Origin of the sequence: Methylobacterium sp. XJLW, from assembly GCF_003254375.1 — a bacterium.
Lineage (GTDB): Bacteria > Pseudomonadota > Alphaproteobacteria > Rhizobiales > Beijerinckiaceae > Methylobacterium > Methylobacterium fujisawaense.
In genome coordinates, this window is the sequence record NZ_CP016429.1 from 6,226,927 (window position 1) to 6,251,603 (window position 24,677).

The window sequence follows — 24,677 nt, forward strand, 5'->3', positions numbered from 1 at the left end:
GGACGCGTCCTATGCTCTCCGCCAAGCCGGCCCGATCGAGGCCGGCAACCCGGGGACACGCCCATGTTGCTGCTGCTGTCGATCTGCCTCGTCGCCCAACCCTCGACCTGCCGCGAGGACCGGATCGAGATGTCGTTCGAGAAAGCGAGCCCGTTCGTCTGCCTGCGCAACTCGCAGAGTGCGCTGGCGACCTGGCAGGCCGCGCATCCCGAATGGCACGTGGAACGCTGGCGCTGCGCCGCCAAGGGCAGCCTGCCGAAGGAGCTGTGACGGCACCTTGGCTCAGCGGCCGGACGGTGACATGCTCGGTCCCGCATTGACGGCGCGACGACCACGATGCGCTCGCTGAAGGTCCGCTTCGCCCTGTTGCTCGGGGGCACCGCCATCGTCGTGATGCTGGCGGCCGCGGCCGCGCTGGCGGCGATCGGGGCGGCGGAACGGACCGTCGACCGCACCCTCGAGGCCCAGCGTCGCCTGGAACTTCTGGCCGAGCTGTCGGGCCGCCTCACCCAGTTCGGCATGGCGGCCGTGGAGACCGTCGGCAATCCCGACGGCCAGCCCGAGGCGATGGCGATCGCCCGAGACAATGCCGACCGCGCCCTGACCACCGTGGATGAGGCGCTCGCCAAGAGCTTCCCGCCGAGCGACGACCCGGCCGACCGGATGCAGTACGCCGCCCGTACGCGCCCCATGGCCCAGCTGCGCGCGGCCCGCGCCGTCCTGGACCGGCAGGTGTCGCTGATCAGCCGCCAGACCGATCCGGAGCGGCGCCAGGACGCCATCAAGGGGGCGCTCAACGGCTTCGGCGCCATGACCGGCCAGCCCCTGTCCTTCCTGATCGAGGCCGAACGGCGCAGCATGGCCCTCGGCTCCGAGCAGGCCCGGGCGCTGTCGGAGCGCCTGCGTCTGGCCGCCGCCGCCGCGGTGGCGGCGGCTCTCGTGCTGCTGGCGATCCTCTACCGCGGCGTCACCCGGCCGACCCTGGCGCGGATCGAGGAGGTCCGCCGGGCCGCGAGCGCCATCGGCCACGGCGCCCTCGACACCCGGCTCTCCGTCGCCACGCGCGACGAACTCGGACTGCTGATGACCAACGTCAACCGCATGGCCGCCCGCCTCGCCCGGCGGGAATCGCGGGTTGCGGCCGACCGGGCGGCGCTGGAGGATACCGTGGCGGCACGCACGGCCGATCTGCGGGCCGCCAACGCCCGCCTCGAAGCCGTCGACCAATCCCGGCGCCGCTTCTTCGCCGATGTCAGCCACGAGCTGCGCACCCCCCTCACGGTCATCCTGGGCGAGTGCGACCTCGCCCTGCGCGGCGCATCCCGGGGCGCCGACCCGAATCCGGTTTTCGCGACGATCAAGAAGCGGGCGCAGCGTCTCAAGCTGCGGGTCGAGGACCTGCTGCGGGTTGCGCGCTCGGAATCCGGCGAGATCGAGTTCGACAAGCGCCGCCTGGGACTCGCTCAGCTCCTCGCGGAGGCGGTGGACAACATGAGCTCCGAAGCGGCCCGCCGTCGCGTCGGCCTCGGCCTCGATCCCGGCACCCGGGACGTCGAGTGCCTCGCCGACCGCGAATGGATCCGCCAGACCGTCGAGAGCCTCGTGGACAACGCCCTGCGTCATGCCGCCGGCCTCACCCGCGTCGAGGTCGCCTTGGCGGCGGGCCCGGGACCCGTCGGGCGGATCACCGTCACGGACGACGGTCCGGGCTTCAGTGCATCCGAAGCCGACCTGTTCGAACGCTTCAGGCGTGGATCGGGGGCGGGTCCCGACGAGACCGGATTCGGCATCGGCCTCGCCCTGGCGCGCTGGATCGTCGAGCAGCATGGCGGCACGATTCGGCTCGGTGCCGGGCCGGACGGGCGCGGCGCCCGCGTGACCCTGGACATCCCGGCCCTCGATCCGGCATGGGATGCGGGGCCGGTCGACGGCGCGACCGGCGGGCAGGTGAAGGAGTCGGCCGCATGACGCGGATCCTGATCGTCGAGGACGACATCGACATCCGCGGCCTTCTGGCTCGGGGCCTGGAAGCCGAGGGATTCGAAGTCGGGACGGCAGCCTGCGTGGACGAGGCGCTCAAGGCCGCCCACGATCCGGCCCCCGGCGCCGTGCTCCTCGACATCAACCTCCCGGACGGGTCGGGGCACGACATCTGCCGCTCCCTGCGGGAGGGCGGCTTTCCCGGGGCGATCCTGTTCCTCTCCGCCCGGGACGAGATTCGTGACCGGGCCGAAGGGCTGGCGCTCGGCGCCGACGACTACATCATCAAACCCTTCGAGTTCGACGAGCTGGTCGCCCGCCTGCGGACCCATCTGATGCGGCGCGAGCAGGCGGAGGCACCGCGTTCGCGCATCACCGTCGGCAAGCTGATGCTGGACCTCGAGACCCGGCAGGCCAGCTGCGGCGAGGCCAGCGCCCGCCTCACCCCCCGCGAGGCCGACCTGCTCGGCATGTTGATGGAGAACATCGGCAAGCCGGTCTCCCGAGCCGATATCTTCGACCGGCTCTGGGCCAGCCAGGGTGGCCTCTCGCTCAACGTGGTCGACGTCTATATCGGCTATCTGCGCTCGAAGATGGCCGATTTCGTCCGCTACGGCGGTCCCGGCCTGGTCACGGTGCGTGGCAAGGGATTCATGCTCGAACTGCGCGGTCCCGACTTTCGACAGTGAGCCACTGTACTTTAGTCGCAGGGCGGCGCGTTTCGTGATGGTTTCCGGGCGTTTAGGAAGTCTCTCACGAAAAATTTGGGAGGATCCGGCAACTTAGTGCTTGAAGCCCGCGCCTGAATCGTCGATACCTCTCCCGCGCCAGAAATGAGAGCGCCATCAGTGTCTTAGGGTCCTCTTAGGATCCGCGTGACGCTCGGTGAAGATATCGCCTGAGGAGAAACACCATGAAGTGGGCTGCCCCGATCGTGTCCGAGATCTGCGTCGGCATGGAAGTGACGAGCTACGAGTCGGCTGAGATCGACACCTTCAACTGAGTTTTACGGACCGGGGATCTCGGGAGCCGCACATGCGCGTCGTGATCCTCGGTTCTGCGGCTGGCGGCGGCCTTCCCCAGTGGAATTGCCGCTGCCCCATCTGTTCGCTGGCACGGTCCGAACCGGACCGGGTACGCCCCCGGACCCAGTCGAGTATCGCGGTCTCCGCCGACGGGTCTGATTGGCTGCTCATCAATGCCTCGCCGGACATCCGGCAACAGCTCTTCGACAATGCGCAGATGCACCCGCGCGAGGGCCTGCGCCATTCGCCGATCAAGGCGGTGCTGCTGACGAACGGGGATGTCGACCACGTTGCGGGTCTTCTGACCCTCCGCGAAGGCCAGCCCTACACGCTCTACGGCACCCGCGGCATCCTCGAATCGGTGAATGCCAACCGCGTGTTCGACGTGATGGCCGAGGGCGTGGTCGCCCGCCAGCCGATCGGGATGGATCAGCGTTTCGAGCCCCTGCCCGGCCTGTCGGTCACCCTTTTCCCCGTTCCCGGCAAGGTGCCGCTCTGGCTCGAGGACGAGACCCTGGAGATCGGCGCCGAGACCGAGACCACGGTCGGCGCATTGATCGAGGCTGGTGGCCGGCGCCTCGCCTACATCCCCGGCTGTGCCCGGGTGACGGACGGGCTGCGCGCCCGCATCGCCGGCGTGGACGCGCTGCTGTTCGACGGCACCGTCCTGCACGACGACGACATGATCCGGGCGGGCGTCGGCACCAAGACCGGCTGGCGCATGGGCCATGTGCCGATGCGCGGTGAGAACGGCTCGATCGACGCCCTGGGTTCCGTCGAGATCGGGCGCCGCATCTTCGTGCACATCAACAACACCAATCCGGTCCTGGTCGAAGGCTCTCCGGAACGGGCGGATGTCGAGGCCGCCGGCTGGACCGTAGCCCATGACGGCCTGAGCCTGTCGCTTTGAGGCTGTGACGACAGTGGAGCGCACGTAGAATCCGGTCGACCCCTTCCGCATCCTCATCCTGAGGCGTCCGAGGAGGACTCCGTCGCGGCATCGCCGCGCCCCAGGCTGAGGTCGGGCCTTGAGTCTCCGTCGCATCGGGTGAGGTGCCTCGGCGACCGAGAGACCGGACGGGTTTCGTACGCGCCCTGTGTCGCAGGCGCTGGCCGCGCGAATGGGGCACGCGTCCGGGTCATCCGGTTGGGCCTGGAAGCCGCCGGCACTATATTGTCGTTGAAGCACGGCATTCGCCCCGTTGCCGAGGGCGGAACGACCGCACAGGAAACGCGACCCGAGGACGGACGCCGGAAACGCCATGAACGCAGTCTTCCCGACCCCCGACACCGCCGACAGCCAGCGTCTCCTGAGCCCCGCGGAGCTGGAAGCCGCCCTGCGCGACATCGGCGCGCGCCGGTACCATAACCTGCATCCGTTCCACCGCCTGCTCCATGACGGCAAGCTGTCGAAGGATCAGGTCCGGGCCTGGGCCTTGAACCGCTACTACTACCAGGCGATGATTCCGGTGAAGGATGCCGCCGTGCTGGCGCGCATGACCGACGCGTCGCTGCGGCGGATCTGGCGCCAGCGCATCGTCGACCATGACGGCGACCACGAGGGTGACGGCGGTATCGAGCGGTGGCTCAAGCTCGCCGAGGGCGTCGGCTTCGACCGCGACTACGTCCTATCGACCCGCGGCATTCTCTCGGCCACGAAGTTCTCGGTCGAGGCCTATGTGCACTTCGTCACCGAGAAGACGCTCCTGGAGGCGATCGCCTCGTCGCTGACCGAGATGTTCTCGCCGACGATCATCTCGGAGCGTGTCGCCGGGATGCTGAAGAACTACGACTTCATCACCAAGGAGACCCTGGCGTATTTCGACAAGCGTCTCACCCAGGCGCCGCGGGATGCCGATTTCGCCCTTGACTACGTCAAGCAGCACGCGACCACGCCGGAGCTGCAGCGGAAGGCCATGGCGGCGCTGACGTTCAAGTGCAACGTCCTCTGGACGCAGCTCGACGCCCTGTACTTCGCCTACGTTTCCCCCGGGATGGTCCCCCCGGACGCGTGGCAACCGGGCGAAGGCCTCGTGAACGAGGCATCTCCGGCCCGGGTGGGCGGGAACCGGAAGATGGCGGCCGGCGACCGTCCGCGGCTGCCGCGCGGCGTCCGGCTGCGCAACGACGAAACCCGCGGCAAGTGGGTTCTGCTCGCCCCCGAGCGCACCTTCGATCTCGACGACAACGCCGTCGCGGTGCTCAAGCTCGTGGACGGCGCGCGCAGCGTCGCCGACATCGCGGACGAGCTCGGAAAGACGTACGCGGCCGAGCCGCGGGCCATTGAGGCCGACATCCTGGTGATGCTCGACGGCCTCGCGGAGAAACGGGTTCTTGAGCGATGAATGCGCTGACGCCGAACCGGCCCGATGCGCCGGCCCCGGTGGGTCTGCTCGCTGAGCTGACCCATCGCTGCCCGCTGCGCTGCCCCTATTGCTCGAATCCGCTGGAACTCGACCGCCGGTCGGGCGAGCTCGACACGCAGACGTGGCAGCGCGTGCTCGGGGAGGCCGCGGCCCTCGGCGTCCTGCACGTGCACCTGTCCGGCGGCGAGCCGACGGCACGCAACGACATCGTCGAGATCACCAAGACCTGCGCCGATCTCGGCCTCTACTCGAACCTGATCACCTCCGGCGTCGGCGGGGCGCTCGCGAAGCTCCAGGCGCTCTACGATGTCGGGCTCGACCACGTGCAGCTCTCGGTGCAGGGCGTCGACGCGCAGAATGCCGAGAAGATCGGCGGCCTTAAGAACGCCCAGCCGCAGAAGTTCGAGTTCGCCGCCAAGGTTGTCGAACTCGGCCTGCCCCTGACGCTGAATTCGGTCATTCACCGCGGCAACATCCACGAGGTGGCGGGCTTCATCGACCTCGCGGTGAAGATGGGCGCCAAGCGGCTCGAGGTGGCGCACACGCAGTATTACGGATGGGCCTACGTCAACCGCGCGGCGCTGATGCCCGACAAGGCGCAGGTGGACGAGTCGATCCGGATCGTCGAGGCAGCCCGGGAGCGCCTGAAGGGCCAACTCGTCATCGACCTCGTCGTGCCGGACTATTATGCGAAATATCCCAAGGCCTGCGCGGGCGGCTGGGGCCGCAAGCTGATGAACGTGACGCCCCAGGGCAAGGTCCTCCCCTGCCACGCGGCGGAGACGATCCCGGGGCTGGAATTCTGGAACGTCAACGATCACTCGCTGGGCGAGATCTGGCGCGACTCGCCCGCCTTCACCGCCTATCGCGGCACCGATTGGATGAAGGAGCCTTGTCGCTCCTGCGACCGGCGCGAGAAGGACTGGGGCGGTTGCCGCTGTCAGGCCCTGGCCCTCGCCGGGGACGCGGCCGCCACCGATCCTGCCTGCTCGCTCTCCCCGCTCCACGCCAAGGTGCGGGCCCTTGCCGCGGAGGAAGCTGCGGAAAACCCGCCGGATTACATTTATCGGACGATCGGCAGCAACGTTCGGTCGCCGCTCAAGGAGGAAGTCCACTCGTGAGAGGTCTTGTCGTAAAGGGTCTTGCTACGACGTCCGTCGCGCTCGGGCTGGCCGTGCTGCCGGCCCTCGCCGAGGATGCGTCGAAGCCCGCCATCGTGACCCAGGCCAATGCGGTCGCTGCGCCGTCCGCCGCGGATCTGCTGTTCGACCAGCCGCATATGAAGAATGCGGCGCCAGGATCGACGCTGACCTATGATTATCTGCGCCGTTCGGGCATCGCGAAGGGGCCGTTCGGGGCGCCGCTGGAAGACACGGTCCAGCTGAAGGTCGAGCCCGGAAAGAGCGCGGAAGGCCGAGATATCAGCGTCGTGATGTTTTCCGGGCTGAACCGTGTGCCGGCCGGCCCGTTCGAGGACATGGCGGGCAACCCGATCGTCTCCCTGTTCCTGGAGAACCACCTGCGCGGCTTGGCCAAGGTGCTGGAGGCCAATCCGCGCTACCTCAAGCTCGCCATCCGCAAGGGTCTGCGTGAGAAGGCGACCGTGACGCCGACGAAGGTGACGGTCGGCGGCCGCGAAGTCGACGGCTGGCGCGTGGTAACGAAGCCCTTTCAGGGCGACTCCATGGCGCAGCGCATGCGCGGCCTGGACGACATGACCTATACCTTCGTCACTGCCCCGTCCGTCCCGGGTGAGATCGTCTCGATCGAGGCGTCGTCGAAGAGCACGGATGGCGGTGAGCTGCTTGAGGAGAAGCTGAACTATGATCAGAAGGCTGGCTGAACGGGGCGCCCTGGCTGCCCTCGCCCTGACGCTGTCGGGTCTGGCCGGCTGGGCCGCCGAGGAGAACGATTACCCGACCGACGCGCGGGTCGATTACGTGTTCGGCTGCATGGCCGCCAACGGCCAGACTCGCGAGAGCCTGCAGAAATGCTCCTGCTCGCTCGACCAGCTCGCCGCGATCCTGCCGTACGACAAGTACGTCCAGGCGAGCACCATCCTGTCGATGCGGCAGGGCATCGGCAACCGGGCGAACGAGTTCAAGTCGACCAAAATCTTCGACGACAAGGTGGCGGACCTGCGCCGCGCCCAAGCCGAAGCCGAGATTCGCTGCTATCACGGCTGAGTTGCGAGGCGAGGCCGGCGTTGCGCCGGCCTCGCGATTCGCGCACACCGGCTCCCGAACCGCGCTCGTGAACGGGACCCGCACCGTGACACCCTCCTCCAGCCTGTCCGCTCTGCTGCCTCCTTTGGGCGGCCGCACGCTGGTCATGGGCATCCTCAACGTCACGCCCGATTCCTTCTCGGACGGTGGGTTGTTCGCCGGGGAGGCCGAAGCCGTGGCCCAGGCCGAGCGCCTCGTCGCAGAGGGCGCGGCGATACTCGACATCGGTGGGGAATCCACCCGGCCCGGTCACGTCCCGGTTCCGGCCGACGAGGAGCAGGCGCGCGTCCTGCCGGTGATCCGGGCAATCGCGCCCCGTCTGCCGGTGCCGATCTCCATCGACACCTACAAGGCGTCCACGGCCCGCCTCGCGCTGGAGGCCGGTGCCCGGATCGTGAATGACGTCTGGGGGCTCCAGCGTGAGCCCGACATCGCTTCCGTGGCGGTGGCGCACGGCGCGCCCGTGATCATCATGCACAACCGGGAGACGATCGACCCGGATCTCGACATCGTGGCCGACATGCTCGCTTTCTTCGAGCGGTCCCTCACCATCGCCCATCGCGCCGGTCTCGCCGATTCCGAGATCGTGCTCGACCCGGGTGTCGGCTTCGGCAAGAGCTGGAACCAGCATCTCGAGGCGCTGCGGCGGCTGCCCGAGATCCGCGCCCTCGGGTTTCCGGTCCTGGTCGGTGTTTCCCGCAAGTCGCTTCTCGGACGCCTGCATGATCGCGAGACCCGGCCGGCGGACCGTCTCACCGGCTCCCTCGCGGCCCACGCCGTCGCCGCGACGCTCGGTGCCGACATCGTGCGCGTGCATGACGTTGCGGCCCATGTCGACGCGATGCGCGTCGTCGATGCCGTGATGCGGCCGGAGGCGCGCTGAGCATGGCCGGCGACCTGATCCGCGTCACTCGCATCGCGGTGTTCGGCCGACACGGCGTGCTGGCCGAAGAGACCGTGCTGGGCCAGCGCTTCTACATTTCCCTCGAAGCGCAGCTCGACCTCGGCGCGGCGGGCCGCTCGGATGATGTGGCCGGCACGGTGAGCTACGCCGATCTCACCGCGGTGGCAGTCGCGATCGCCACCGAGCATCGATTCAACCTGATCGAAGCCCTGGCCGAAGCCATCGCCGCGGAGATCCTGGCGCGTTTCACGCTCATCGACGCCGTCACGGTCCGCGTCGACAAGCCGAGCGCTCCCGTTCCCGCCATTCTGGACAGTGTCAGCATCGAGATCATGCGTCGTCGCGGAGCCGGCCGATGAGGGCCTATCTGGGTATCGGCAGCAATGTCGGCGACATGGCCGCGATGCTCGACCGCGCGGTCGCGGGCCTCGCGGCGGATCCGGGCATCACCCTCGTCGCGCGGTCCTCCGACTACCGCACGCCGCCCTGGGGCAAGACCGATCAGCCTTGGTTCCTCAACGGGGCCGTGGCGGTGGAGACGAGTCTCGATCCGCATGGCCTGCTCGACGCCTGCCTCCGCGTGGAGCACGATCTCGGCCGGGTCCGCGAGGAGCGCTGGGGGCCGCGGGTGATCGACATCGACGTCCTGGCCTACGAGGGCGCCGCCGTCGACGACGCGCGTCTCGTCCTGCCGCACCGCTATGTCCGTGAACGGGCCTTCGTGCTGGTGCCGCTGGCCGAGATCGCACCCGACCTAGTGATCGGCGGCGAGCGCGTGGTGGATGCCTTGGCGAAGCTCGACCGGACCGGTATCGCGCGCGTCTGAGCCGACCCGGCCGGGTCGCCGTCGAGCGGCGACCCGCAACGGTGCGTCAGCGCTCGGCCGGCTCCGCGAGCTTGTTGTCATCCTCTTCGAGGAGCGGCACGTCGTAGGCGCGCAGGACCGCGTCGATATCGGCCTTACGCTTGCGCAGGACGGTGTTCAGCGAGCGCTTCCAATCGTTCTCGCCGATCCGCACGCCCATGGCGATCCGGTAGGCCATCGGCGGCCGCTCCGGCTCCTTGAGCAGGGGCACGACATTCATCGCGATGCCCGATTGCTTGGCGAGCCAGCCCGCCGCAGGCCCCCACAGCACGGCCGCGTCGATCTCCTTGGCGGCCAGCGCCGCGATGATCTCGGCGGCAACCGTCTGATGCTTGCGGGCCGGGTCGAGCTGATAGGGGGCGTAGGCCTTCATGGTCGAGACGAGGCCGAGATCTCCCATGCGGTTGACCGGCGGCGTCCCGGCGATCACGCCGATGCTCTTGCCTTTCAGGCGCGGATCGTCGAGGGCGGTCACGCCCTCGTACTCACCCTTGCGCGTGACCAGCGTATAGGCAGACCGATAATAGGGATTGGTGGTCTGGACGAGGTCGCTGCCGAAGGCCTGACCCATGATCAGATCGCAGAGGCCGGTCCCGAGCGTGTTGCGCACGAAGCCGGGACCCTGGGTCAACCAGTAGTAGCGGACCTTGATCTTCAATTCGTCGGCGATGATCGCCGCGATCTTGTTCTCGAAGCCGTCCTCCTTGCGTTCGGAGAACGGCATGTTGCCCGGATCCCCGCAGACGCGCAGCACGTCCGTGGTGACCGTATCCGGCAGATGCTGGGCGAGAGCCCCCTGCGCCCCGGTGAATGTCAGGGCGCAGAGGACGGCGATCCGGGCAAGAGACGACATCAGCCGCCCATGCATTCCTTCTCGGCCTTCTTGGCCGTGTCGGGCTTGTCCTCATGATCCGACGGACGGATACGTCCGATCGCCCCGGCGGCGCGCGCCTTGAGGTAGACGTACAGGTCGTCCGAGTAGCACATGACGTTCTTGTTGTCGCCGAAGGCCGGCATCACCTTCTGCTCGGCGGAGTTCACCTCCTGCTTGCCGCCCGCCAGGATGCCGATGAACTCCTCGTAGGAGAGGTGCTTCAGCGAATCCTTCAGCGCCGGCGCGTAGGTCGAACCCATGCCGTCCGGACCGTGGCAGACGTGGCACTCGGCGTGATAGCGGCGGTAGCCCGAGTAGGTGTACCAGTCGAGCATCTTGCCGTCCTGGGTCACGTGGAACGTCGGGTGGCCGTCGGCATCGAAATACTTGCCGTCCTCGACCTTCGTCGCAGCATCCTGCTTCAGCAGCTTGGGATCCTGCTCGGCGGTCTTGTCGTTCGCGTTCAAGGAATTGGCGAGCTTGGGGTCGGCGGGCTTGGCATCCTCAGCATGTACGGCAACCGTCGAGACGGTCGCTAGGGCGAGGGCGGCGATAACCGGCCGCGTTACGATCTTGCTGAGGTTGAGCAACGCATGTGTCTCCCTGGATCGAGGCTCTTCGTCTCCCTCGAGCCGCAGCCTCTTGCGAGAAAGTCTAATCACAAGGATGCCGGCGCGGGAACCCGCGCCGGCATCGTTTTTCACGTCTAACCCTGCGGCCGATTAGTTCGGCAGGGCGAAGACCGTCAGCTGGCCGCCGAGGTTGGTGTACTGCGACAGAGCCGCGTAGCCACCCACCGCGCCGAGGCCGGCGTTCGGGTCGGTCAGGCCGGCCGCGAGGCCGATGCCAGCCCAGCCGCCGACGCCCGACAGGACGCCCACGTACTGCTTGCCCTTGTGCTGGTAGGTCATCACGTTACCGATGATGCCCGACGGGGTCTTGAACTTGAACAGCTCCTTGCCGGTCTTGTCGTCGACCGCCTTCAGGTAGCCCTCAAGCGTGCCGTAGAACACGACGTCGCCAGCGGTGGCCAGAGCACCGGACCACACCGAGAACTGCTCGGGGTTGGACCACTTGATCTTGCCGTTGACGCCATCCCACGCGATGAAGTTGCCCATGCCGCCGTGCGAGTTCGGGGCCGGGTACATCGAGAGGGTCGCACCGACGTAGGGCTGGCCCGGGGTGTAGGTCACCCGGAACGGCTCGTAGTCCATGCAGACGTGGTTGGTGGGCACGTAGAACAGGTTGGTCTTCGGCGAGAAGGCCGCAGGCTGCTGATCCTTGGTGCCCAGCGCCGCCGGGCAGATGCCCTTGGAGTTGGTGTCCTCACCGTTCTGCTCGGTCGAGTACTTCGACACGACCAGCGGACGGCCGTAGTTCTTCGAGCCCTTGTCCATGTCGACCTTGGACGCCCAGTTGACGGCCGGGTCGAACTTCTCGGCGACGAGCAGGGCGCCGGTCTCGCGGTTCAGCGTGTAGCCGAAGCCGTTACGGTCGAAGTGGGTCAGGAGCGGCTGGTCCTTGCCGTCAACCTTCTGATCCGTGAGGATCATCTCGTTGATGCCGTCGTAGTCCCACTCGTCGTGCGGGGTCATCTGGTAGACCCACTTGGCCATGCCGGTATCCGGGTTACGCGCCCAGATGGTCATGGACCACTTGTTGTCGCCCGGACGCTGCTTGGGGTTCCAGGTCGAGGGGTTGCCCGAGCCGTAGTACATCAGGTCGAGCTTCGGATCGTACGAGAACCAGCCCCAGGTGCAGCCGCCGCCGGTCTTCCACTGATCGCCTTCCCAGGTCTTCAGCGAGGAGTCCTTGCCGATCGGCTTGCCGAGCGACGTGGTCTTCTCCGGGTCCACGATCATCTGATCGTCCGGGCCCTCGGAGTAGCCGCGCCACACCTTCTTGCCGGTCTTCAGGTCGTAGGCGGTGACGTGGCACTGCACGCCGAACTCGCCGCCGGAGATGCCGACGATGACCTTGTCCTTCACGGGCAGAACCGTGGCGGTGTTGGTCTCGCCCTTCTTCGGATCGCCGTTCACGACCGACCAGTTGACCTTGCCGGTCTTGGCGTCGAGCGACACGAGGGTGGTGTCGGCCTGGTGCAGGAGGATGGCGCCGTCGGCGTAGGCCAGGCCACGGTTGACCGTGTCACAGCACATGACCGGGATCACGGACGGATCCTGCTTCGGCTCGTACTTCCAGATGATCTTCGCCTCGTGGTCGAGGTCGAGGGCGTACACGATGTTCGGGAACGGCGTGTGCACGTACATGATGTTGCCGACGACGAGCGGCGAGCCCTCGTGGCCGCGCAGAACGCCGGTCGAGAACGTCCAGGCGACCTGGAGATCCTTGACGTTCTTGGCGTTGATCTGGTCGAGCTTCGAATAACGCGTATTCGCGTAATCAACCGTCTGAAGAACCTGTTCCGCCGGGTTGGCGATGCCCTTCATGACGCTTTCATTGGCCAGCGCCGGCGCGGCGACGGCCGCGACACCTGCGCCGAGCGCAAGGAGATGTACCGCTCTCATGGGTTCCTCCGACAAGTCTTGAGAGTATTTGCGACGCGCAGCGATAACGGCGTCACGCGGACTCCGACCTGACTGTTTGCGACAGGGATGGACGCCTCGGTAGCGGGCATAGTGGACTTCGAGGAGATCTACTGATCCCCTAGCCAGGAACCGCCATCCCTGAGGCGGCTCCCTCGAAACCGAGGCTTGAATGGACCTTAAGAGATTTTTGAGCGCCGTCAACTCGCCGTTCGAGGGCTGTGGTCACACGGTGAAAGCTTCTCTTCGCATGACAAAGGCACGGGCGATGTCATGCGTTTGCGAAAAGAAATGCTGCGATGCACAAGGAGCTTGCCGTTCTTTGAGGCAGAACTGACGGAGACGTCGGCGCCTCCCATGCGGATCTTGCAAACGAACAAGCTTTGCTGGGTGTCTGCATGCGTCGCCCGCTTGGTCTGGCCGCATGGCGGGTCGAAACGAACGCGCGGGACGTCGGCGAGTCAACTGCACTGCAGAATGGTCCGATGCCCGTTCATTGCCGAATTTTCCCGGTTTGCCCGTCTGCGCCCAGTCGCCGCATCCGAATTTTTCGCGGATCCCGTCCGTCGCAGTCTGCGTCAGGCGCGACAAATTGCCGAATCGTCCCGGGTCCGGAACGATCGGTTTTCGGCCAGCCCGAGGCCGCCGGGCGCCTAACTCTCAGAAGTGCTGTGCTGGGCGGGGCGTCAGAGTGCGCCGACCGGTCCCGTGCTCTCGAACTCGGCGACGTCGCCGACCAGATCCGTCACGGAGATGTTGAGCCGGCGGCCGTTGGAGAGCCTGAGCTGGGCATCCGGCTCGAGCCATATCGGCCGGAGGCCTGCTGAACTGCCGTAGAGGTTGCCGTACGCGACGATGCCGCCTTCGCGCCGCTCGACCACGAGTCGGTAGCGGACGCGGGCCGGTTCACAGCCCTCCGCCGATACGAGACCGCGCCCCGTCAGCGTCTTCAGGATCTCGTTGGATTCGAACATACGCGGGGCGCAAGGGCGGGACTAAGCGGCAATCCGATTGCCATTTAATCCCGGCCCTTCTGCGAGTCACGCCCGAGCGCGTCATTTGTCCCGTTGCCGGCTCGGCGCTGTCATCCGGCCCGCTCGACGCCGTCCGGCGCGGTGTCACCCTGGGGCGGGCGCACCACGATGCGGCCGGCCTCGACGGAGAGCGCCAGACGTCCCTGCTTCAGAGCCAGGGCTTTGTCCCCGAACAGGGTCCGCCGCCAGCCCTGGAGGGCCGGAACCTCGGCGGTATCGTCATCGGCGATCGCCTCCAGGTCGTCGACCGTCGCGATGATCTTGGGCGCGACGCCCTCCGTCTCGCAGACCGCTTTGAGCAGCACCTTCAGCAACTCGACGATGGCCCCGTTGCCCCCGCTCCGCCGCACCCGCTCGGGCATTCGGACGGCGCTGGTGTCACGAGCGAGGCCACGCTCCACGGCAGCGACGATGTCGGCCCCGGTCCGGGAACGCTCGAATCCCGCCGGGATCGTCCGAAGCCGGCCGAGCGCCTCGGCGTTCCGAGGCGCCGCGGATGCGATATCAATGACCGCTTCGTCCTTCAGGATCCGCCCGCGCGGAACGTTGCGCGCCTGCGCCTCGCTCTCGCGCCACGCGGCCACTTCCATCAGCACGGCGATTTCCCGCGGCTTGCGCATCCGCCCGGAGAGCCGCCGCCACGCCTGGGCGGGATCGGCACGGTACGTCTCGGGCGAGGTCAGCACCGCCATTTCCTCGTCGAGCCACGCGCCCCGGTCGGTGCGCAGCAGCTCGGCCACGAGAACCTCGTAGATCCTCACGAGGTGGGTGACGTCCGACAGCGCGTAGCTCAACTGCGCCTCGGAGAGCGGTCGCCGTGACCAGTCGGTGAACCGCGAAGACTTGTCGATCTTGGCCTTGGCGACGTCGTTGACGAGCTGCTCGTACGAGACGGAATCGCCGTAGCCGCAGACCATGGCGGCGACCTGCGTATCGAAGAACGGATGCGGCAGAATCCCGCCGATCAGCCAGATGATCTCCAGATCCTGACGGGCGGAGTGGAACACCTTGACCGTACGCTCGTCGGCCATGAGCGCGATGAAGGGTTCGAGGTCGATTCCCGGCGCCAGCGGATCGACCAGGACGCCTGTGCCGTCCGGGGCCGCCATCTGGATCAGGCAGAGTTTCGGATAGTACGTCGTCTCGCGCATGAACTCCGTGTCGACGGTCACGAAGGGTTGCTCGGCGAGACGTGTGCAGATCTGGCGCAGCGCGTCAGTGGTGGTGATCAGGTCCATGCATCGGCTATACGCAACCGCAGCCGACATGGGGAGACGCACCCGCTCGGGTCCCCATCTTTCGCGCGCGTTCCGTTACCGCCGCGCGACGTTCGTCACGCCGGAGACCCCACAGCCGCCTTTCGGCGCAGCCGCGTCTGCCGGCGGATCCGCAGGGCGTCGGCCCGTCGCTGCGCCTCCGCGCGACCGAGCAGACGGTCGAGGATCCCGGTCTCGATACGCTCACCGGTCGCCCCATCGACGAGCCGGCGGATCCGGTCGACCCGGAACCCGCGATAGCCGCCGCGTCGCGCGTCGATGCCGCCGAGCAGTGTCCGGCCCGGACCGAGCTTGAGCTCGCGCGCATCGAGGGAGCGGTTGCTCCAGGCGCCGGCCGCGTCCTCGTAGACGAGCTCGAAATGGCCTGCGAGGGGCAGGGTCCGCCACCCGGCAGGAGCGCTTCCAGGCGCGGGCCTCACGGATCGTTCCGGCGCGAAAAAAACGTTGTCGTTCATGGACATCATATGGGGATTCGAGGGTCCGCCCGGTAGGCCGCACGGCGATTGCGGCGCGGCTTTCGGAGCGGTCCTGCTTGCCGCGCGCTTGACTTGGGGGGCCTTGCGTGAATGGTGCCGGCCTTCCCTCAGAAGAAGCCCATCATGCACCGTTACCGTTCCCACACCTGCGGGGCGCTCCGCCCGTCCGACGTCGGGCAGAGTGTCCGCCTCTCCGGCTGGTGCCACCGCATCCGCGACCACGGGGGCGTGCTGTTCGTGGATCTGCGGGACCATTACGGCCTGACGCAGTGCGTGATCGATTCCGATTCCCCGGCCTTCAAGGCCGCCGAGGCGGTGCGCTCGGAATGGGTCGTGCGGATCGACGGCCGCGTCCGCACGCGCCCGGCCGGCACCGAGAATGCCGAGCTGCCGACCGGCGCGGTCGAGGTCTACATCGACGACCTCGAGGTGCTCGGCCCGGCGGGCGAGCTGCCCCTGCCGGTCTTCGGAGACCTCGAATACCCCGAGGAGACGCGGCTGCGGTACCGCTTCCTCGACCTGCGTCGGGAGAAGCTCCACGCGAACATCATGAAGCGTGGCGCGATCATCGATTCGCTCCGCCGCCGGATGCGCGACGGCGGCTTCTTCGAGTTCCAGACCCCGATCCTGACCGCCTCCTCGCCCGAGGGCGCCCGCGACTACCTCGTGCCGTCGCGGGTCCATCCCGGCAAGTTTTACGCCCTCCCGCAGGCGCCGCAGCAGTTCAAGCAGCTGACGATGATCGCGGGCTTCGACCGCTATTTCCAGATCGCGCCCTGCTTCCGCGACGAGGACGCCCGCGCCGACCGCTCGCCGGGCGAGTTCTACCAGCTCGACATCGAGATGAGCTTCGTCACCCAGGAGGACGTGTTCCAGGCGGTGGAGCCGGTCCTGCGCGGGGTGTTCGAGGAGTTCGCCGACGGCAAGCGCGTCACGAAGGAATTCCCGCGCATCACCTACGCGGATTCGATGCTGAAATACGGTGTCGACAAGCCGGACCTGCGCAACCCGCTGATCATCGCCGACGTCACCGACCTGTTCGCCCGCGATGACGTGGCGTTCAAGGCGTTCAAGGGCGTGATCGCCTCCGGCGGCGCGGTCCGGGCGATTCCGGCGACTGGCGCGGCGGCGCAGTCGCGCTCGTTCTTCGACAGGCTCAACGACTGGGCCCGCTCCGAGGGCGCGCCGGGCCTCGGCTACGTCGTGTTCGAGGAGGAGAACGGCCAGCTCTCCGGCAAGGGGCCGATCGCCAAGTTCATCCCGGCCGAGGTTCAGGCGCTGATCGCCGAGCGGGCGGGCGCGAAGGCCGGCGACGCGGTGTTCTTCTCCGCCGGTCCCGAGGCCAAGGCCGCCGGCCTTGCCGGCAAGGCGCGCATCCGCATTGGCGACGAGCTGGGCCTCTGCGACAAGGACCAGTACGCGTTCTGCTGGATCACCGACTTCCCGATGTACGAGTGGAGCGAGGAGGAGAAGCGGATCGACTTCTCCCACAACCCGTTCTCGATGCCGAACATCGACCGCGAGGAGTTCCTGGCGCTCGACCTCGACGCCCTCGCCAGCGAGGATGAGAACGGCGCGAACACCAAGCGGATCCTCGGGATCAAGGCCTTCCAGTACGACATCGTCTGCAACGGCGTGGAGCTGTCCTCGGGCGCGATCCGCAACCATCGCCCGGACGTGATGGAGAAGGCCTTCGCCATCGCCGGCTACGGCCACGAGGTGCTGGAGCAGAAGTTCGGCGGCATGCTGAATGCGCTCCGCATGGGCGCCCCGCCGCACGGCGGCATCGCGCCGGGTGTGGACCGCATCGTCATGCTCCTGTGCAACGAGCCGAACATCCGCGAGGTGGTGCTGTTCCCGATGAACCAGCGCGCCGAGGACCTGATGATGGGTGCGCCCTCCGAGGCGACCCCGAAGCAGCTGCGCGAGCTGCACATCCGCCTCAACCTGCCCGAGAAGAAGGCCTGAGGTCCGCTTAGACCGGCCGCGGACCGGCCGCGCGGTGCCGAGCCTCGTCGCGATCGTCGTCGCCCACGACAGCGCCGCGGTGCTGCCCGGCTGCCTCGCCGCGCTCGCCGGTCAGCACGTCCCGGCGATCGTGGTCGACAATGCCAGCCGCGACGCCTCCGCGGCGGTCGCGGAAGCCGCCGGCGCGCAGGTGATCCGCAACGCCCGCAACGAGGGTTACGGCCGCGCCAACAACAGGGGCGTCCGGGCCGCCGAGACGGCGGAGCACATCCTGATCGTCAACCCGGACGTGGTCCTGCGTCCGGGGGCGGTGGATGCCCTGCTGGAGGCCGCCCGGATGTGGCCCGATGCGGGCCTTCTGGCCCCGCGCCTCGTCGAATCCGATGGGCGCTTCTTCTTCCAGGCACGCTCGCTGCTGGCGCCCTATCTCGCCAATCCCGGCGGCCGGCCTGCGCTGCCCCAGGGCGATGCCTGCGCACCGTTCCTCTCCGGGGCCTGCCTGATGATGCCGCGCGCCCTGTTCCTCGATCTCGGCGGCTTCGACGAGAACATCTTCCTGTTCTACGAGGACGATGATCTCTGCCGGCGCGTCGCCGATCGCGGCCGAGCGCTGATCCACGTCCACGGGGCCGAAGCGCTGCACGGTCGCGGCCGGTCCTCGGCGCCGGAGCCGGGCCGCGTGTTCCGATCGCGCTGGCATCAGGCTTGGTCGCGCGCCTATGTCAGCCGCAAGTACGGCCTTCCTGACCCGAGCCGCGCCACCCTGATGACCAACGTCCCGAAGGCGCTGCTGTCGGCGCTGGTTCTGCGCCGGTCGGGCATGGAGCGCTACGGCGGCTCGGCCGCGGGCGCCCTCGCCTTCCTGCGCGGCCGTGACGCCCTGGCCCAAGAGGGCCTGACCGAATGAGCGCCTCGACGATCGCGGCCGCACTCGAAGCCCAGCGCAACGGCTTCACCGGCCTGCGGCTGATGCTGGCCCTGGCGGTCGTCGTGTCCCACGCGTTCAGCGTCGCGACCGGCGCGGCCGGCGACGAACCTCTCGCCCGTCTGACCGGCTACACGCTCGGGGAGCACGCGGTGAACGGCTTCTTCGCCGTGTCGGGTTTCCTCGTCACCATGAGCTGCGACCGCCGCGGCATCCGCGACTACGCCATCGCCCGGACCCTGCGGATCCTGCCGGGACTCGTGGCGGCGACGCTGGTCGTATCGCTGGGGCTCGGCGCGGCCATGACTCGCCTGCCCGTCTCCGCGTATCTGGGCGACCCCGGCCTGTGGTCGTTCATCCGTGGGACGCTGACGACCTTCAAGAGCAACGCCGCCCTCCCCGGCGTCTTCGAGAGCAACCCGTACCGGGCGCCCCTCGGAACGGTCTGGACGCTGAAATACGAGGTGCTGTGCTATCTCGGCGTTCTCGTCGCCGCCCTGTGCGGTCTGCTCCGGCGGCGCTGGTCGGCCCTGATCATTGTCGTGGGCCTGGCGCTGGCGCTGGTCGTCATGGGCGCCCTGCGGGGCCTCGACCTGCCCAAGGGCACCGAGACGGCACTGCGCCTGCCGATGATCTTCGCGGCCGGGGCCGGGCTCTATCTGTGGCGCGCCCGCCTGCGGGTCTCGGCCGCCGCCCTCGCCTGCCTGGCCTTCGGCGCGTTCGTCCTCGCGCGGACACCGGCCTATCCGGCCCTGCTGTTCCTGGCCGAGGCTTACGGCGTGGTCTGGCTCGCCCTCGGCCCGTTGGCGCGTGGACCGTTCGATCCGCCGGCCGACCTGTCCTACGGGATCTATCTCTACGGCTGGCCGATCCAGCAGAGCCTGCATGCCCTGTGGCCGGACGTCTCGGGAGCCGCATTGCTGGCCCCCGCCCTCGCCCTGACCGTACCGGTCGCCGCCGTGTCCTGGTACGGAATCGAGCGGCCGGCCCTGGCGCTCAAGGTGCGGGCGCTGGGTCGGCGTCGCCTCGGCACGATCGAGCCCGCCGGATCGTGAGCGCCGACGGGCCTCTCTCGCCGCTGAAGGCGCTGGCCCTCGCGGCGCGGATGCTGGAGGCCAACGGCTTCACGGTCGTCGCCCGGAACGAACGCGGCGACAGCCTGTATCTGAAGCGGCCCGATGGCCCGTGGCACCTGCGCGTGTCGAACCACCCGCGCACTGCCAAGCAACGGTCCCGCCGCACCGATATTCTCGCAAGCCTCATCATCGACGGACCGCGCTCCCCGGAGCGACTTCGGATTCTCGTCGCAGAGGCCGTGCGCAACTTCCAGGGCGCTCTTGCCAGGAAGGGCGATCAGGCCTCCGCGGACGGGTCCCGGAAATAAGGCTCCACCGTACCTTTCAGCTTCACGGTCATCGGGTTGCCGGCCCGGTCGAGGGTCTTGCCGGCCGAGAGCCGGACCCAGCCCTCGCTCACGCAATATTCCTCGACGTTGGTCTTCTCGACCCCTTTGAATCGGACACCGACTCCGCGCTCCAGCGCCTTCTCGTCGTAGAACGGGCTGTTGGGGTTGGCGGCGAGGCGGTCGGGAGGCGTGTCGGTCATCGTCCAGGTCTCGGGTCGTCGTCGATTTGGGCCCCGCCGGTACGGGAATCCGCGCTGACGCGCAACGCCGCGAGCAGATCCGCGATCCGGCCGCTCTGCAGCAGCGGCACCAGCCGGGTGACCGTGTCGTGCGGCCGATCCCACCACGCCGCCGCCACGAGCGCCGCCACCGTGGCCGCGTCGAAACGGTGCCGCACCACCCGCGCCGGGTTGCCCGCCACGATGGCGTAGGGCGGCACGTCGCGCGTCACGACGGCCCTTGCCGCCACCACAGCCCCGTGCCCGACCGTGACGCCGGACAGGATCATGCAGCCGGACCCGAGCCAGACATCGTGCCCGATCACCACGTCGCCCCGGGAGGCATGGTAATCCTCGGGCGCCCGGGCATCCGGGAACAGCCCGCGCATGGCTGCGAACGGGTAGGTCGACGCCCAGTCGAGCCGATGGTCGCCCCCGAGAAGGATCTCGACCTTGTCGGCGATGGAACAATACCGGCCGATCGTCAGCCGCCGCCCGCTCTCCGGGAAGCGGACTTTTGGACGCCCATACGAATAGGCGCCTATGGAGAAGCCGTAGGTCCTCGCCAGTTTGGCGAGGTGGAGCCGCGTCTCGTTGTGCGGGTTGCGCCCCCTGCGCAGCCGGTGCAACAGACCGGTCAAGACGCGAGCCCGTGCGAGGCGCGACCGCGTCGTCCTCGGTGAAAAAGGTGAGCGGGAGCGTGGGCGATGGCCGATAACATGTCCGAGGACCTCAAGGCCGGGGCGCTCGTCTACCACCGCCTGCCCAAGCCCGGGAAGCTGGAGATCCAGGCAACCAAGCCGCTGGGCAACCAGCGCGACCTCGCCCTGGCCTATTCTCCGGGCGTCGCCGCCGCCTGCATGGCGATCCACGACGATCCCCAGGAGGCCGCGACCCTCACGATCCGCCAGAACCTCGTGGCGGTGCTCTCCAACGGCACGGCCGTGCTGGGCCTGGGCGATATCGGTCCGCTCGCCTCGAAGCCCGTGATGGAGGGCAAGGCCGTCCTGTTCAAGAAATTCGCCGGCATCGACGTCTTCGACATCGAAGTCGACCAGAAGGACGTGTCCAAGCTCGTCGATGTGGTCTGTGCCCTTGAGCCCACCTTCGGCGGCATCAACCTCGAGGACATCAAGGCTCCCGAGTGCTTCGAGGTCGAGGAGCAGTGCCGGGCCCGGATGAACATCCCGGTCTTCCACGACGACCAGCACGGCACCGCGATCATCGTGGCGGCCGCCGTCCTCAACGGCCTGGAACTCGCCGGCAAGAACCTGTCGGACGTCCGGATCGTCACCTCCGGCGCGGGCGCGGCGGCCCTGGCCTGCCTGAACCTGCTCGTCTCGCTCGGCGCGACCCGCGAGAACATCACGGTCACCGACATCAAGGGTGTGGTCTACAAGGGCCGCCCGGAGCTGATGGACCGCTGGAAGGACATCTACGCCCAGGAGACCGACAAGCGGACGCTCGCCGAGGTGATCCCGGGAGCGGACGTGTTCATCGGCCTTTCGGCCGGCGGCGTGCTGAAGCCCGAATACCTGAAGGAGATGGCCGAGAAGCCGCTGATCATGGCGCTCGCCAACCCCTATCCGGAAATCATGCCGGATCTGGCCGAGAAAGAGCGGCCGGACGCGATGATCTGCACCGGCCGGTCGGATTTCCCGAACCAGGTCAACAACGTCCTCTGCTTCCCCTACATCTTCCGCGGCGCGCTGGATGTCGGCGCCCACAAGATCAACGAGGAGATGAAGAAGGCCGCCGTGAAGGCGATCGCGGGTCTGGCCCACGAGACCACCTCCGATGTGGTCGCCCGCGCCTATGGCGGCGAGGCCCGGCCGTTCGGGCCGAAATCCCTGATCCCGAGCCCCTTCGACCCGCGGCTGATCCTGCGCATCGCCCCGGCGGTCGCCAAGGCGGCGATGGATTCGGGCGTGGCCGGCCGGCCGCTCGCGGATTTCGATGCCTATGTCGACAGCCTCGACCGGTTCGTGCACCGGTCCGGCCTGATCATGAAGCCGCTCTTCTCGAAGGCGAAGGTCGAGCCCAAGCGCGTGATCTACGCCGAGGGCGAGGACGAGCGGGTGCTCCGCGCCGTCCCGGCGATCGTCGAGGACAAGGTCGCGCGGCCGATCCTGGTCGGCCGTCCGCGGGTGGTCGAGACCCGGCTGAAGCGCTTCGGCCTGTCGATCGAGCACGGCCGCGACTTCGAGCTGATCGATCCCGAGGACGATCCCCGCTACCGCGCCTACGTGCAGACCTATCTCGAGGTCGCGGGCCGGCGCGGCATCACGCCGGACGCGGCCCGCACGCTGGTGCGCACCAACAACACCGTGATCGGCGCCATCGCGGTGCGCCGGGGCGAGGCCGACGCGCTGATCTGCGGCCTGGAGGGCCGGTTCGAGACCCGGCTGCGCATCATCCGCGATGTGATCGGGCTCGCGCCGGGCGTGGAGCAATGCGCGGCGATGAGCCTCGTGGTGACCCATAACGGCGCCTACTTCCTGGCCGACACCCATGTCCGCCAGAATCCCACCGCCGAGGAGATCGCCGACGTGGCGCAGGCCTGCGCCAGCCATGTCAGCCGCTTCGGGATGACCCCGAAGATCGCGCTCCTGAGCCATTCCGATTTCGGCCAGTCGGATTCGCCCTCCGCGATGAAGATGCGCGACGCCCTCGCGCTTCTGCAGCGGCGCGACCCGGAGCTTCAGGTCGACGGCGAGATGCAGGCGGATTCGGCGCTGAGCGAGATGGTCCGGGAGCGCGTGCTTCCGGGGTCGCGGCTGAAGGGCGCGGCCAATGTGCTGATCTTCCCGAATCTCGACGCGGCCAACATCGCGTTTCAATTCGCCAAGGTGCTGGCGGATGCCCTGCCGGTCGGCCCCCTGCTGATCGGGCCCGCCAAGCCCGCCCACATCCTGACGCCCTCGGTGACCGCGCGCGGCATCGTCAACGTCACGGCTGCGGCCGTCGTCGAGGCTCAGGCGGACGAGGCCGTTTCGGCCAGGGTCGAAGAGAGCGGCGTCGGCATGATCTCCGAATGAGGAACGCCGGTCGACGGCCGCGAGCGTGGCCGTCGATTTGCTTACCGCTCCCGCGGTTACGAAACCATCGGGAGAAGACGCTATGTGCGCGGGCGACGATCCAACCTGCCACGCCTTCGAGGAGCATCGCCGCCGGTTCCGGCGGGATCTGGAACCGGAACGGCGCGCGTTCCTGAAGAGCAGCTTCGCGGCGACCGGCGCCGCCGCGGCCTTCGCGGCGGGCGGCCCCTCGCTGGTGAGCCCGGCCCTGGCCCAGGCGAGCGGGGCCAAGATCGCCGCCACCGCGCATTATCACCTGCCGGCGAATGCCGAGACCGTCCATTGGGGCTTCTTCAGCCGCAGCCTCAAGCCGAAGGTCGAGATCGGCTCAGGGGACTTCGTCACCATCGAGACGCTCACCCATCAGGCGAGCGACGATGCCGAGCGGATGATCCAGGGCGATCCGGGCGCCGAGAGCGTCTATCTCTGGACCAAGGATAAGATGGGCGTCTCGCCCCGTGGTGCCGGCGCCCTCGACGCGAAGATCGGCCCCGGCGGCGGTCAGGGCGTTCATATCTGCACCGGCCCGGTGGCGATGCGCGGCGCCGAGCCCGGCGACGTGTTGGAAGTGCGGATCCTCGACGTGGCGCCCCGCCCCTGCGCCAATCCCAAATACAAGGGTCTCGCCTTCGGCAGCAACGCGGCAGCCTGGTGGGGCTATCATTACAACGACCTGATCACCGGCGATAAACCGCGCGAGGTCGTCACGATCTACGAGGTCGACGCCACCGGCGAGCGCGACTGGGCCCGGGCGGTCTACAGCTTCCGCTGGCCCGGGGTCACCGATCCGTTCGGCGTCTCCCACCCGACCATCGACTATCCCGGCCTGCCGGTCGATCATTCCAAGACGCAGAAGACCTACGAGGTTCTCAAGGGCATCCGGGTACCGATCCGTCCGCACTTCGGCACCATGGGCGTCGCGCCGGCCGAGGCCGACCGGGTCAACACGATCCCGCCGAGCTATACCGGCGGCAACATCGACAATTGGCGGATCGGCAAGGGCGCGACGCTGTACTTTCCTGTGGCGGTGCCGGGCGCCCTGTTCTCAGTGGGGGACCCCCATGCCAGCCAGGGCGATTCCGAATTGTGCGGCACCGCGATCGAGTGCTCGCTCACCGGCACCTTTCAGTTCATCCTGCACAAGAAGGCCGACCTGCCCGGAACGCCGCTCGAAGCGCTCGATTTCCCGATGATCGAAACCCGGGAAGACTGGGTGCTGTCGGGCTTCAGCTACCCGAACTACCTGCGCGATCTCGGCCCGGACGCACAGACTGCGATCTTTCAGAAATCCTCCATCGACCTCGCCATGCGCGACGCCTTCCGGAAGATGCGCCAGTTCCTGATGCACGCGAAGGGGCTCACCGAGGACGAGGCCATCTCGCTGATGTCGGTGGCGGTCGATTTCGGGATCACGCAGGTCGTGGACGGCAATTGGGGCGTCCACGCCGTGGTCAAGAAGGCGATCTTCTCCGATCGGGTCGCCTGAGATGCGGCGACGCCCCGATCACGGAC

At 68.0% G+C, this 24,677-nt stretch carries 26 protein-coding genes; 18 read left to right on the top strand and 8 right to left on the bottom strand.

Annotated features, from left to right (window positions below):
* Positions 1-63: 63 nt before the first annotated feature.
* The 12 genes from A3862_RS28890 (at position 64) to folK (ending at position 9,326) form a co-directional block, all read left to right on the top strand.
* Positions 64-270, top strand: coding sequence for a hypothetical protein (locus A3862_RS28890; RefSeq protein WP_043755620.1), 207 nt, complete (start codon positions 64-66; stop codon positions 268-270).
* A gap of 66 nt (positions 271-336) precedes the next feature.
* Positions 337-1,968 carry a sensor histidine kinase gene (locus A3862_RS28895; protein ID WP_043755619.1) on the top strand — a complete coding sequence of 544 codons (1,632 nt, stop codon included), beginning with the start codon at positions 337-339 and terminating at the stop codon, positions 1,966-1,968.
* Positions 1,965-2,669, top strand: a complete 705-nt coding sequence (locus A3862_RS28900) for a response regulator transcription factor (RefSeq protein WP_043755618.1) — start codon at positions 1,965-1,967, stop codon at positions 2,667-2,669. The genes A3862_RS28895 and A3862_RS28900 overlap by 4 nt, the downstream gene beginning before the upstream one ends.
* 224 nt (positions 2,670-2,893) lie before the next feature.
* The gene (gene pqqA / locus A3862_RS28905) at positions 2,894-2,983 is read left to right on the top strand and encodes a pyrroloquinoline quinone precursor peptide PqqA (protein ID WP_012317526.1); all 90 of its coding nucleotides are present in this window, start codon (positions 2,894-2,896) and stop codon (positions 2,981-2,983) included.
* Between the two features lie 32 nt (positions 2,984-3,015).
* Complete coding sequence (gene pqqB / locus A3862_RS28910; RefSeq protein ID WP_043755617.1) at positions 3,016-3,915, top strand: pyrroloquinoline quinone biosynthesis protein PqqB; 900 nt, start codon at positions 3,016-3,018, stop codon at positions 3,913-3,915.
* Positions 3,916-4,267: 352 nt separating this feature from the next.
* Positions 4,268-5,350, top strand: a complete 1,083-nt coding sequence (pqqC, locus tag A3862_RS28915) for a pyrroloquinoline-quinone synthase PqqC (RefSeq protein ID WP_043755616.1) — start codon at positions 4,268-4,270, stop codon at positions 5,348-5,350.
* A complete protein-coding gene (gene pqqE, locus A3862_RS28920; protein WP_043356145.1) occupies positions 5,347-6,492 on the top strand; it encodes a pyrroloquinoline quinone biosynthesis protein PqqE in 1,146 nt (381 codons plus the stop codon). The genes pqqC and pqqE overlap by 4 nt, the downstream gene beginning before the upstream one ends.
* On the top strand, positions 6,489-7,214 hold the full coding sequence (locus A3862_RS28925) for a hypothetical protein (RefSeq protein WP_043755615.1): 726 nt from the start codon (positions 6,489-6,491) through the stop codon (positions 7,212-7,214). The genes pqqE and A3862_RS28925 overlap by 4 nt, the downstream gene beginning before the upstream one ends.
* The gene (locus A3862_RS28930; RefSeq protein WP_043383718.1) at positions 7,195-7,557 is read left to right on the top strand and encodes a hypothetical protein; all 363 of its coding nucleotides are present in this window, start codon (positions 7,195-7,197) and stop codon (positions 7,555-7,557) included. Before A3862_RS28925 ends, A3862_RS28930 begins: the two co-directional genes overlap by 20 nt.
* An 85-nt stretch (positions 7,558-7,642) precedes the next feature.
* Complete coding sequence (gene folP / locus A3862_RS28935; RefSeq protein ID WP_111474398.1) at positions 7,643-8,479, top strand: dihydropteroate synthase; 837 nt, start codon at positions 7,643-7,645, stop codon at positions 8,477-8,479.
* 2 nt (positions 8,480-8,481) lie between these two features.
* Positions 8,482-8,859, top strand: coding sequence for a dihydroneopterin aldolase (gene folB, locus A3862_RS28940; RefSeq protein ID WP_111474228.1), 378 nt, complete (start codon positions 8,482-8,484; stop codon positions 8,857-8,859).
* Positions 8,856-9,326, top strand: coding sequence for a 2-amino-4-hydroxy-6-hydroxymethyldihydropteridine diphosphokinase (gene folK / locus A3862_RS28945; protein ID WP_043356679.1), 471 nt, complete (start codon positions 8,856-8,858; stop codon positions 9,324-9,326). The genes folB and folK overlap by 4 nt, the downstream gene beginning before the upstream one ends.
* A 46-nt stretch (positions 9,327-9,372) precedes the next feature.
* On the opposite strand, the gene xoxJ is transcribed toward folK, so the two are convergent.
* The 6 genes from xoxJ to A3862_RS28975 all read right to left on the bottom strand — a co-directional run bounded on the left by xoxJ (position 9,373) and on the right by A3862_RS28975 (position 15,551).
* Positions 9,373-10,233, bottom strand: a complete 861-nt coding sequence (xoxJ, locus tag A3862_RS28950) for a rare earth element methanol dehydrogenase accessory protein XoxJ (RefSeq protein ID WP_043755612.1) — start codon at positions 10,231-10,233, stop codon at positions 9,373-9,375.
* A complete protein-coding gene (locus A3862_RS28955; RefSeq protein WP_043383711.1) occupies positions 10,218-10,829 on the bottom strand; it encodes a c-type cytochrome, methanol metabolism-related in 612 nt (203 codons plus the stop codon). The genes xoxJ and A3862_RS28955 overlap by 16 nt, the downstream gene beginning before the upstream one ends.
* A 132-nt stretch (positions 10,830-10,961) precedes the next feature.
* Positions 10,962-12,767: a lanthanide-dependent methanol dehydrogenase XoxF1 gene (gene xoxF1, locus A3862_RS28960; protein ID WP_043356691.1), complete on the bottom strand. Its 1,806-nt coding sequence runs from the start codon at positions 12,765-12,767 to the stop codon at positions 10,962-10,964.
* A gap of 704 nt (positions 12,768-13,471) precedes the next feature.
* A complete protein-coding gene (locus tag A3862_RS28965) occupies positions 13,472-13,759 on the bottom strand; it encodes a hypothetical protein (protein ID WP_043356694.1) in 288 nt (95 codons plus the stop codon).
* Positions 13,760-13,869: 110 nt separating this feature from the next.
* Complete coding sequence (rnd, locus tag A3862_RS28970) at positions 13,870-15,057, bottom strand: ribonuclease D (protein ID WP_043383710.1); 1,188 nt, start codon at positions 15,055-15,057, stop codon at positions 13,870-13,872.
* A 95-nt stretch (positions 15,058-15,152) separates the two neighbouring features.
* Positions 15,153-15,551: a hypothetical protein gene (locus tag A3862_RS28975; protein WP_442919049.1), complete on the bottom strand. Its 399-nt coding sequence runs from the start codon at positions 15,549-15,551 to the stop codon at positions 15,153-15,155.
* Positions 15,552-15,695: 144 nt separating this feature from the next.
* Here A3862_RS28975 and aspS point away from each other — a divergent pair, with 144 nt between their 5' ends.
* From aspS to A3862_RS28995, 4 genes are read left to right on the top strand one after another with little or no spacing between them, the layout of a single operon-like run.
* The gene (aspS, locus tag A3862_RS28980; protein WP_043760740.1) at positions 15,696-17,540 is read left to right on the top strand and encodes an aspartate--tRNA ligase; all 1,845 of its coding nucleotides are present in this window, start codon (positions 15,696-15,698) and stop codon (positions 17,538-17,540) included.
* A gap of 34 nt (positions 17,541-17,574) precedes the next feature.
* Complete coding sequence (locus A3862_RS28985) at positions 17,575-18,447, top strand: glycosyltransferase family 2 protein (RefSeq protein ID WP_053608682.1); 873 nt, start codon at positions 17,575-17,577, stop codon at positions 18,445-18,447.
* Positions 18,444-19,520: an acyltransferase family protein gene (locus tag A3862_RS28990; RefSeq protein ID WP_043755604.1), complete on the top strand. Its 1,077-nt coding sequence runs from the start codon at positions 18,444-18,446 to the stop codon at positions 19,518-19,520. Before A3862_RS28985 ends, A3862_RS28990 begins: the two co-directional genes overlap by 4 nt.
* Positions 19,517-19,849, top strand: coding sequence for a type II toxin-antitoxin system HicA family toxin (locus tag A3862_RS28995; protein WP_043755601.1), 333 nt, complete (start codon positions 19,517-19,519; stop codon positions 19,847-19,849). Before A3862_RS28990 ends, A3862_RS28995 begins: the two co-directional genes overlap by 4 nt.
* Here A3862_RS28995 and A3862_RS29000 read toward each other — a convergent pair.
* Together A3862_RS29000 and A3862_RS29005 are read right to left on the bottom strand one after the other, a co-directional pair.
* Positions 19,819-20,070, bottom strand: coding sequence for a DUF3297 family protein (locus tag A3862_RS29000; RefSeq protein WP_043353490.1), 252 nt, complete (start codon positions 20,068-20,070; stop codon positions 19,819-19,821). The genes A3862_RS28995 and A3862_RS29000 overlap by 31 nt on opposite strands.
* Positions 20,067-20,717 carry a CatB-related O-acetyltransferase gene (locus tag A3862_RS29005; protein ID WP_051044887.1) on the bottom strand — a complete coding sequence of 217 codons (651 nt, stop codon included), beginning with the start codon at positions 20,715-20,717 and terminating at the stop codon, positions 20,067-20,069. The genes A3862_RS29000 and A3862_RS29005 overlap by 4 nt, the downstream gene beginning before the upstream one ends.
* Positions 20,718-20,795: 78 nt before the next feature.
* On the opposite strand from A3862_RS29005, the gene A3862_RS29010 reads away from it, so the two are divergent.
* Positions 20,796-23,126, top strand: a complete 2,331-nt coding sequence (locus A3862_RS29010; RefSeq protein WP_111474229.1) for an NADP-dependent malic enzyme — start codon at positions 20,796-20,798, stop codon at positions 23,124-23,126.
* Positions 23,127-23,208: 82 nt separating this feature from the next.
* Positions 23,209-24,651, top strand: coding sequence for an acetamidase/formamidase family protein (locus tag A3862_RS29015; RefSeq protein ID WP_043350875.1), 1,443 nt, complete (start codon positions 23,209-23,211; stop codon positions 24,649-24,651).
* Positions 24,652-24,677 lie beyond the last annotated feature (26 nt).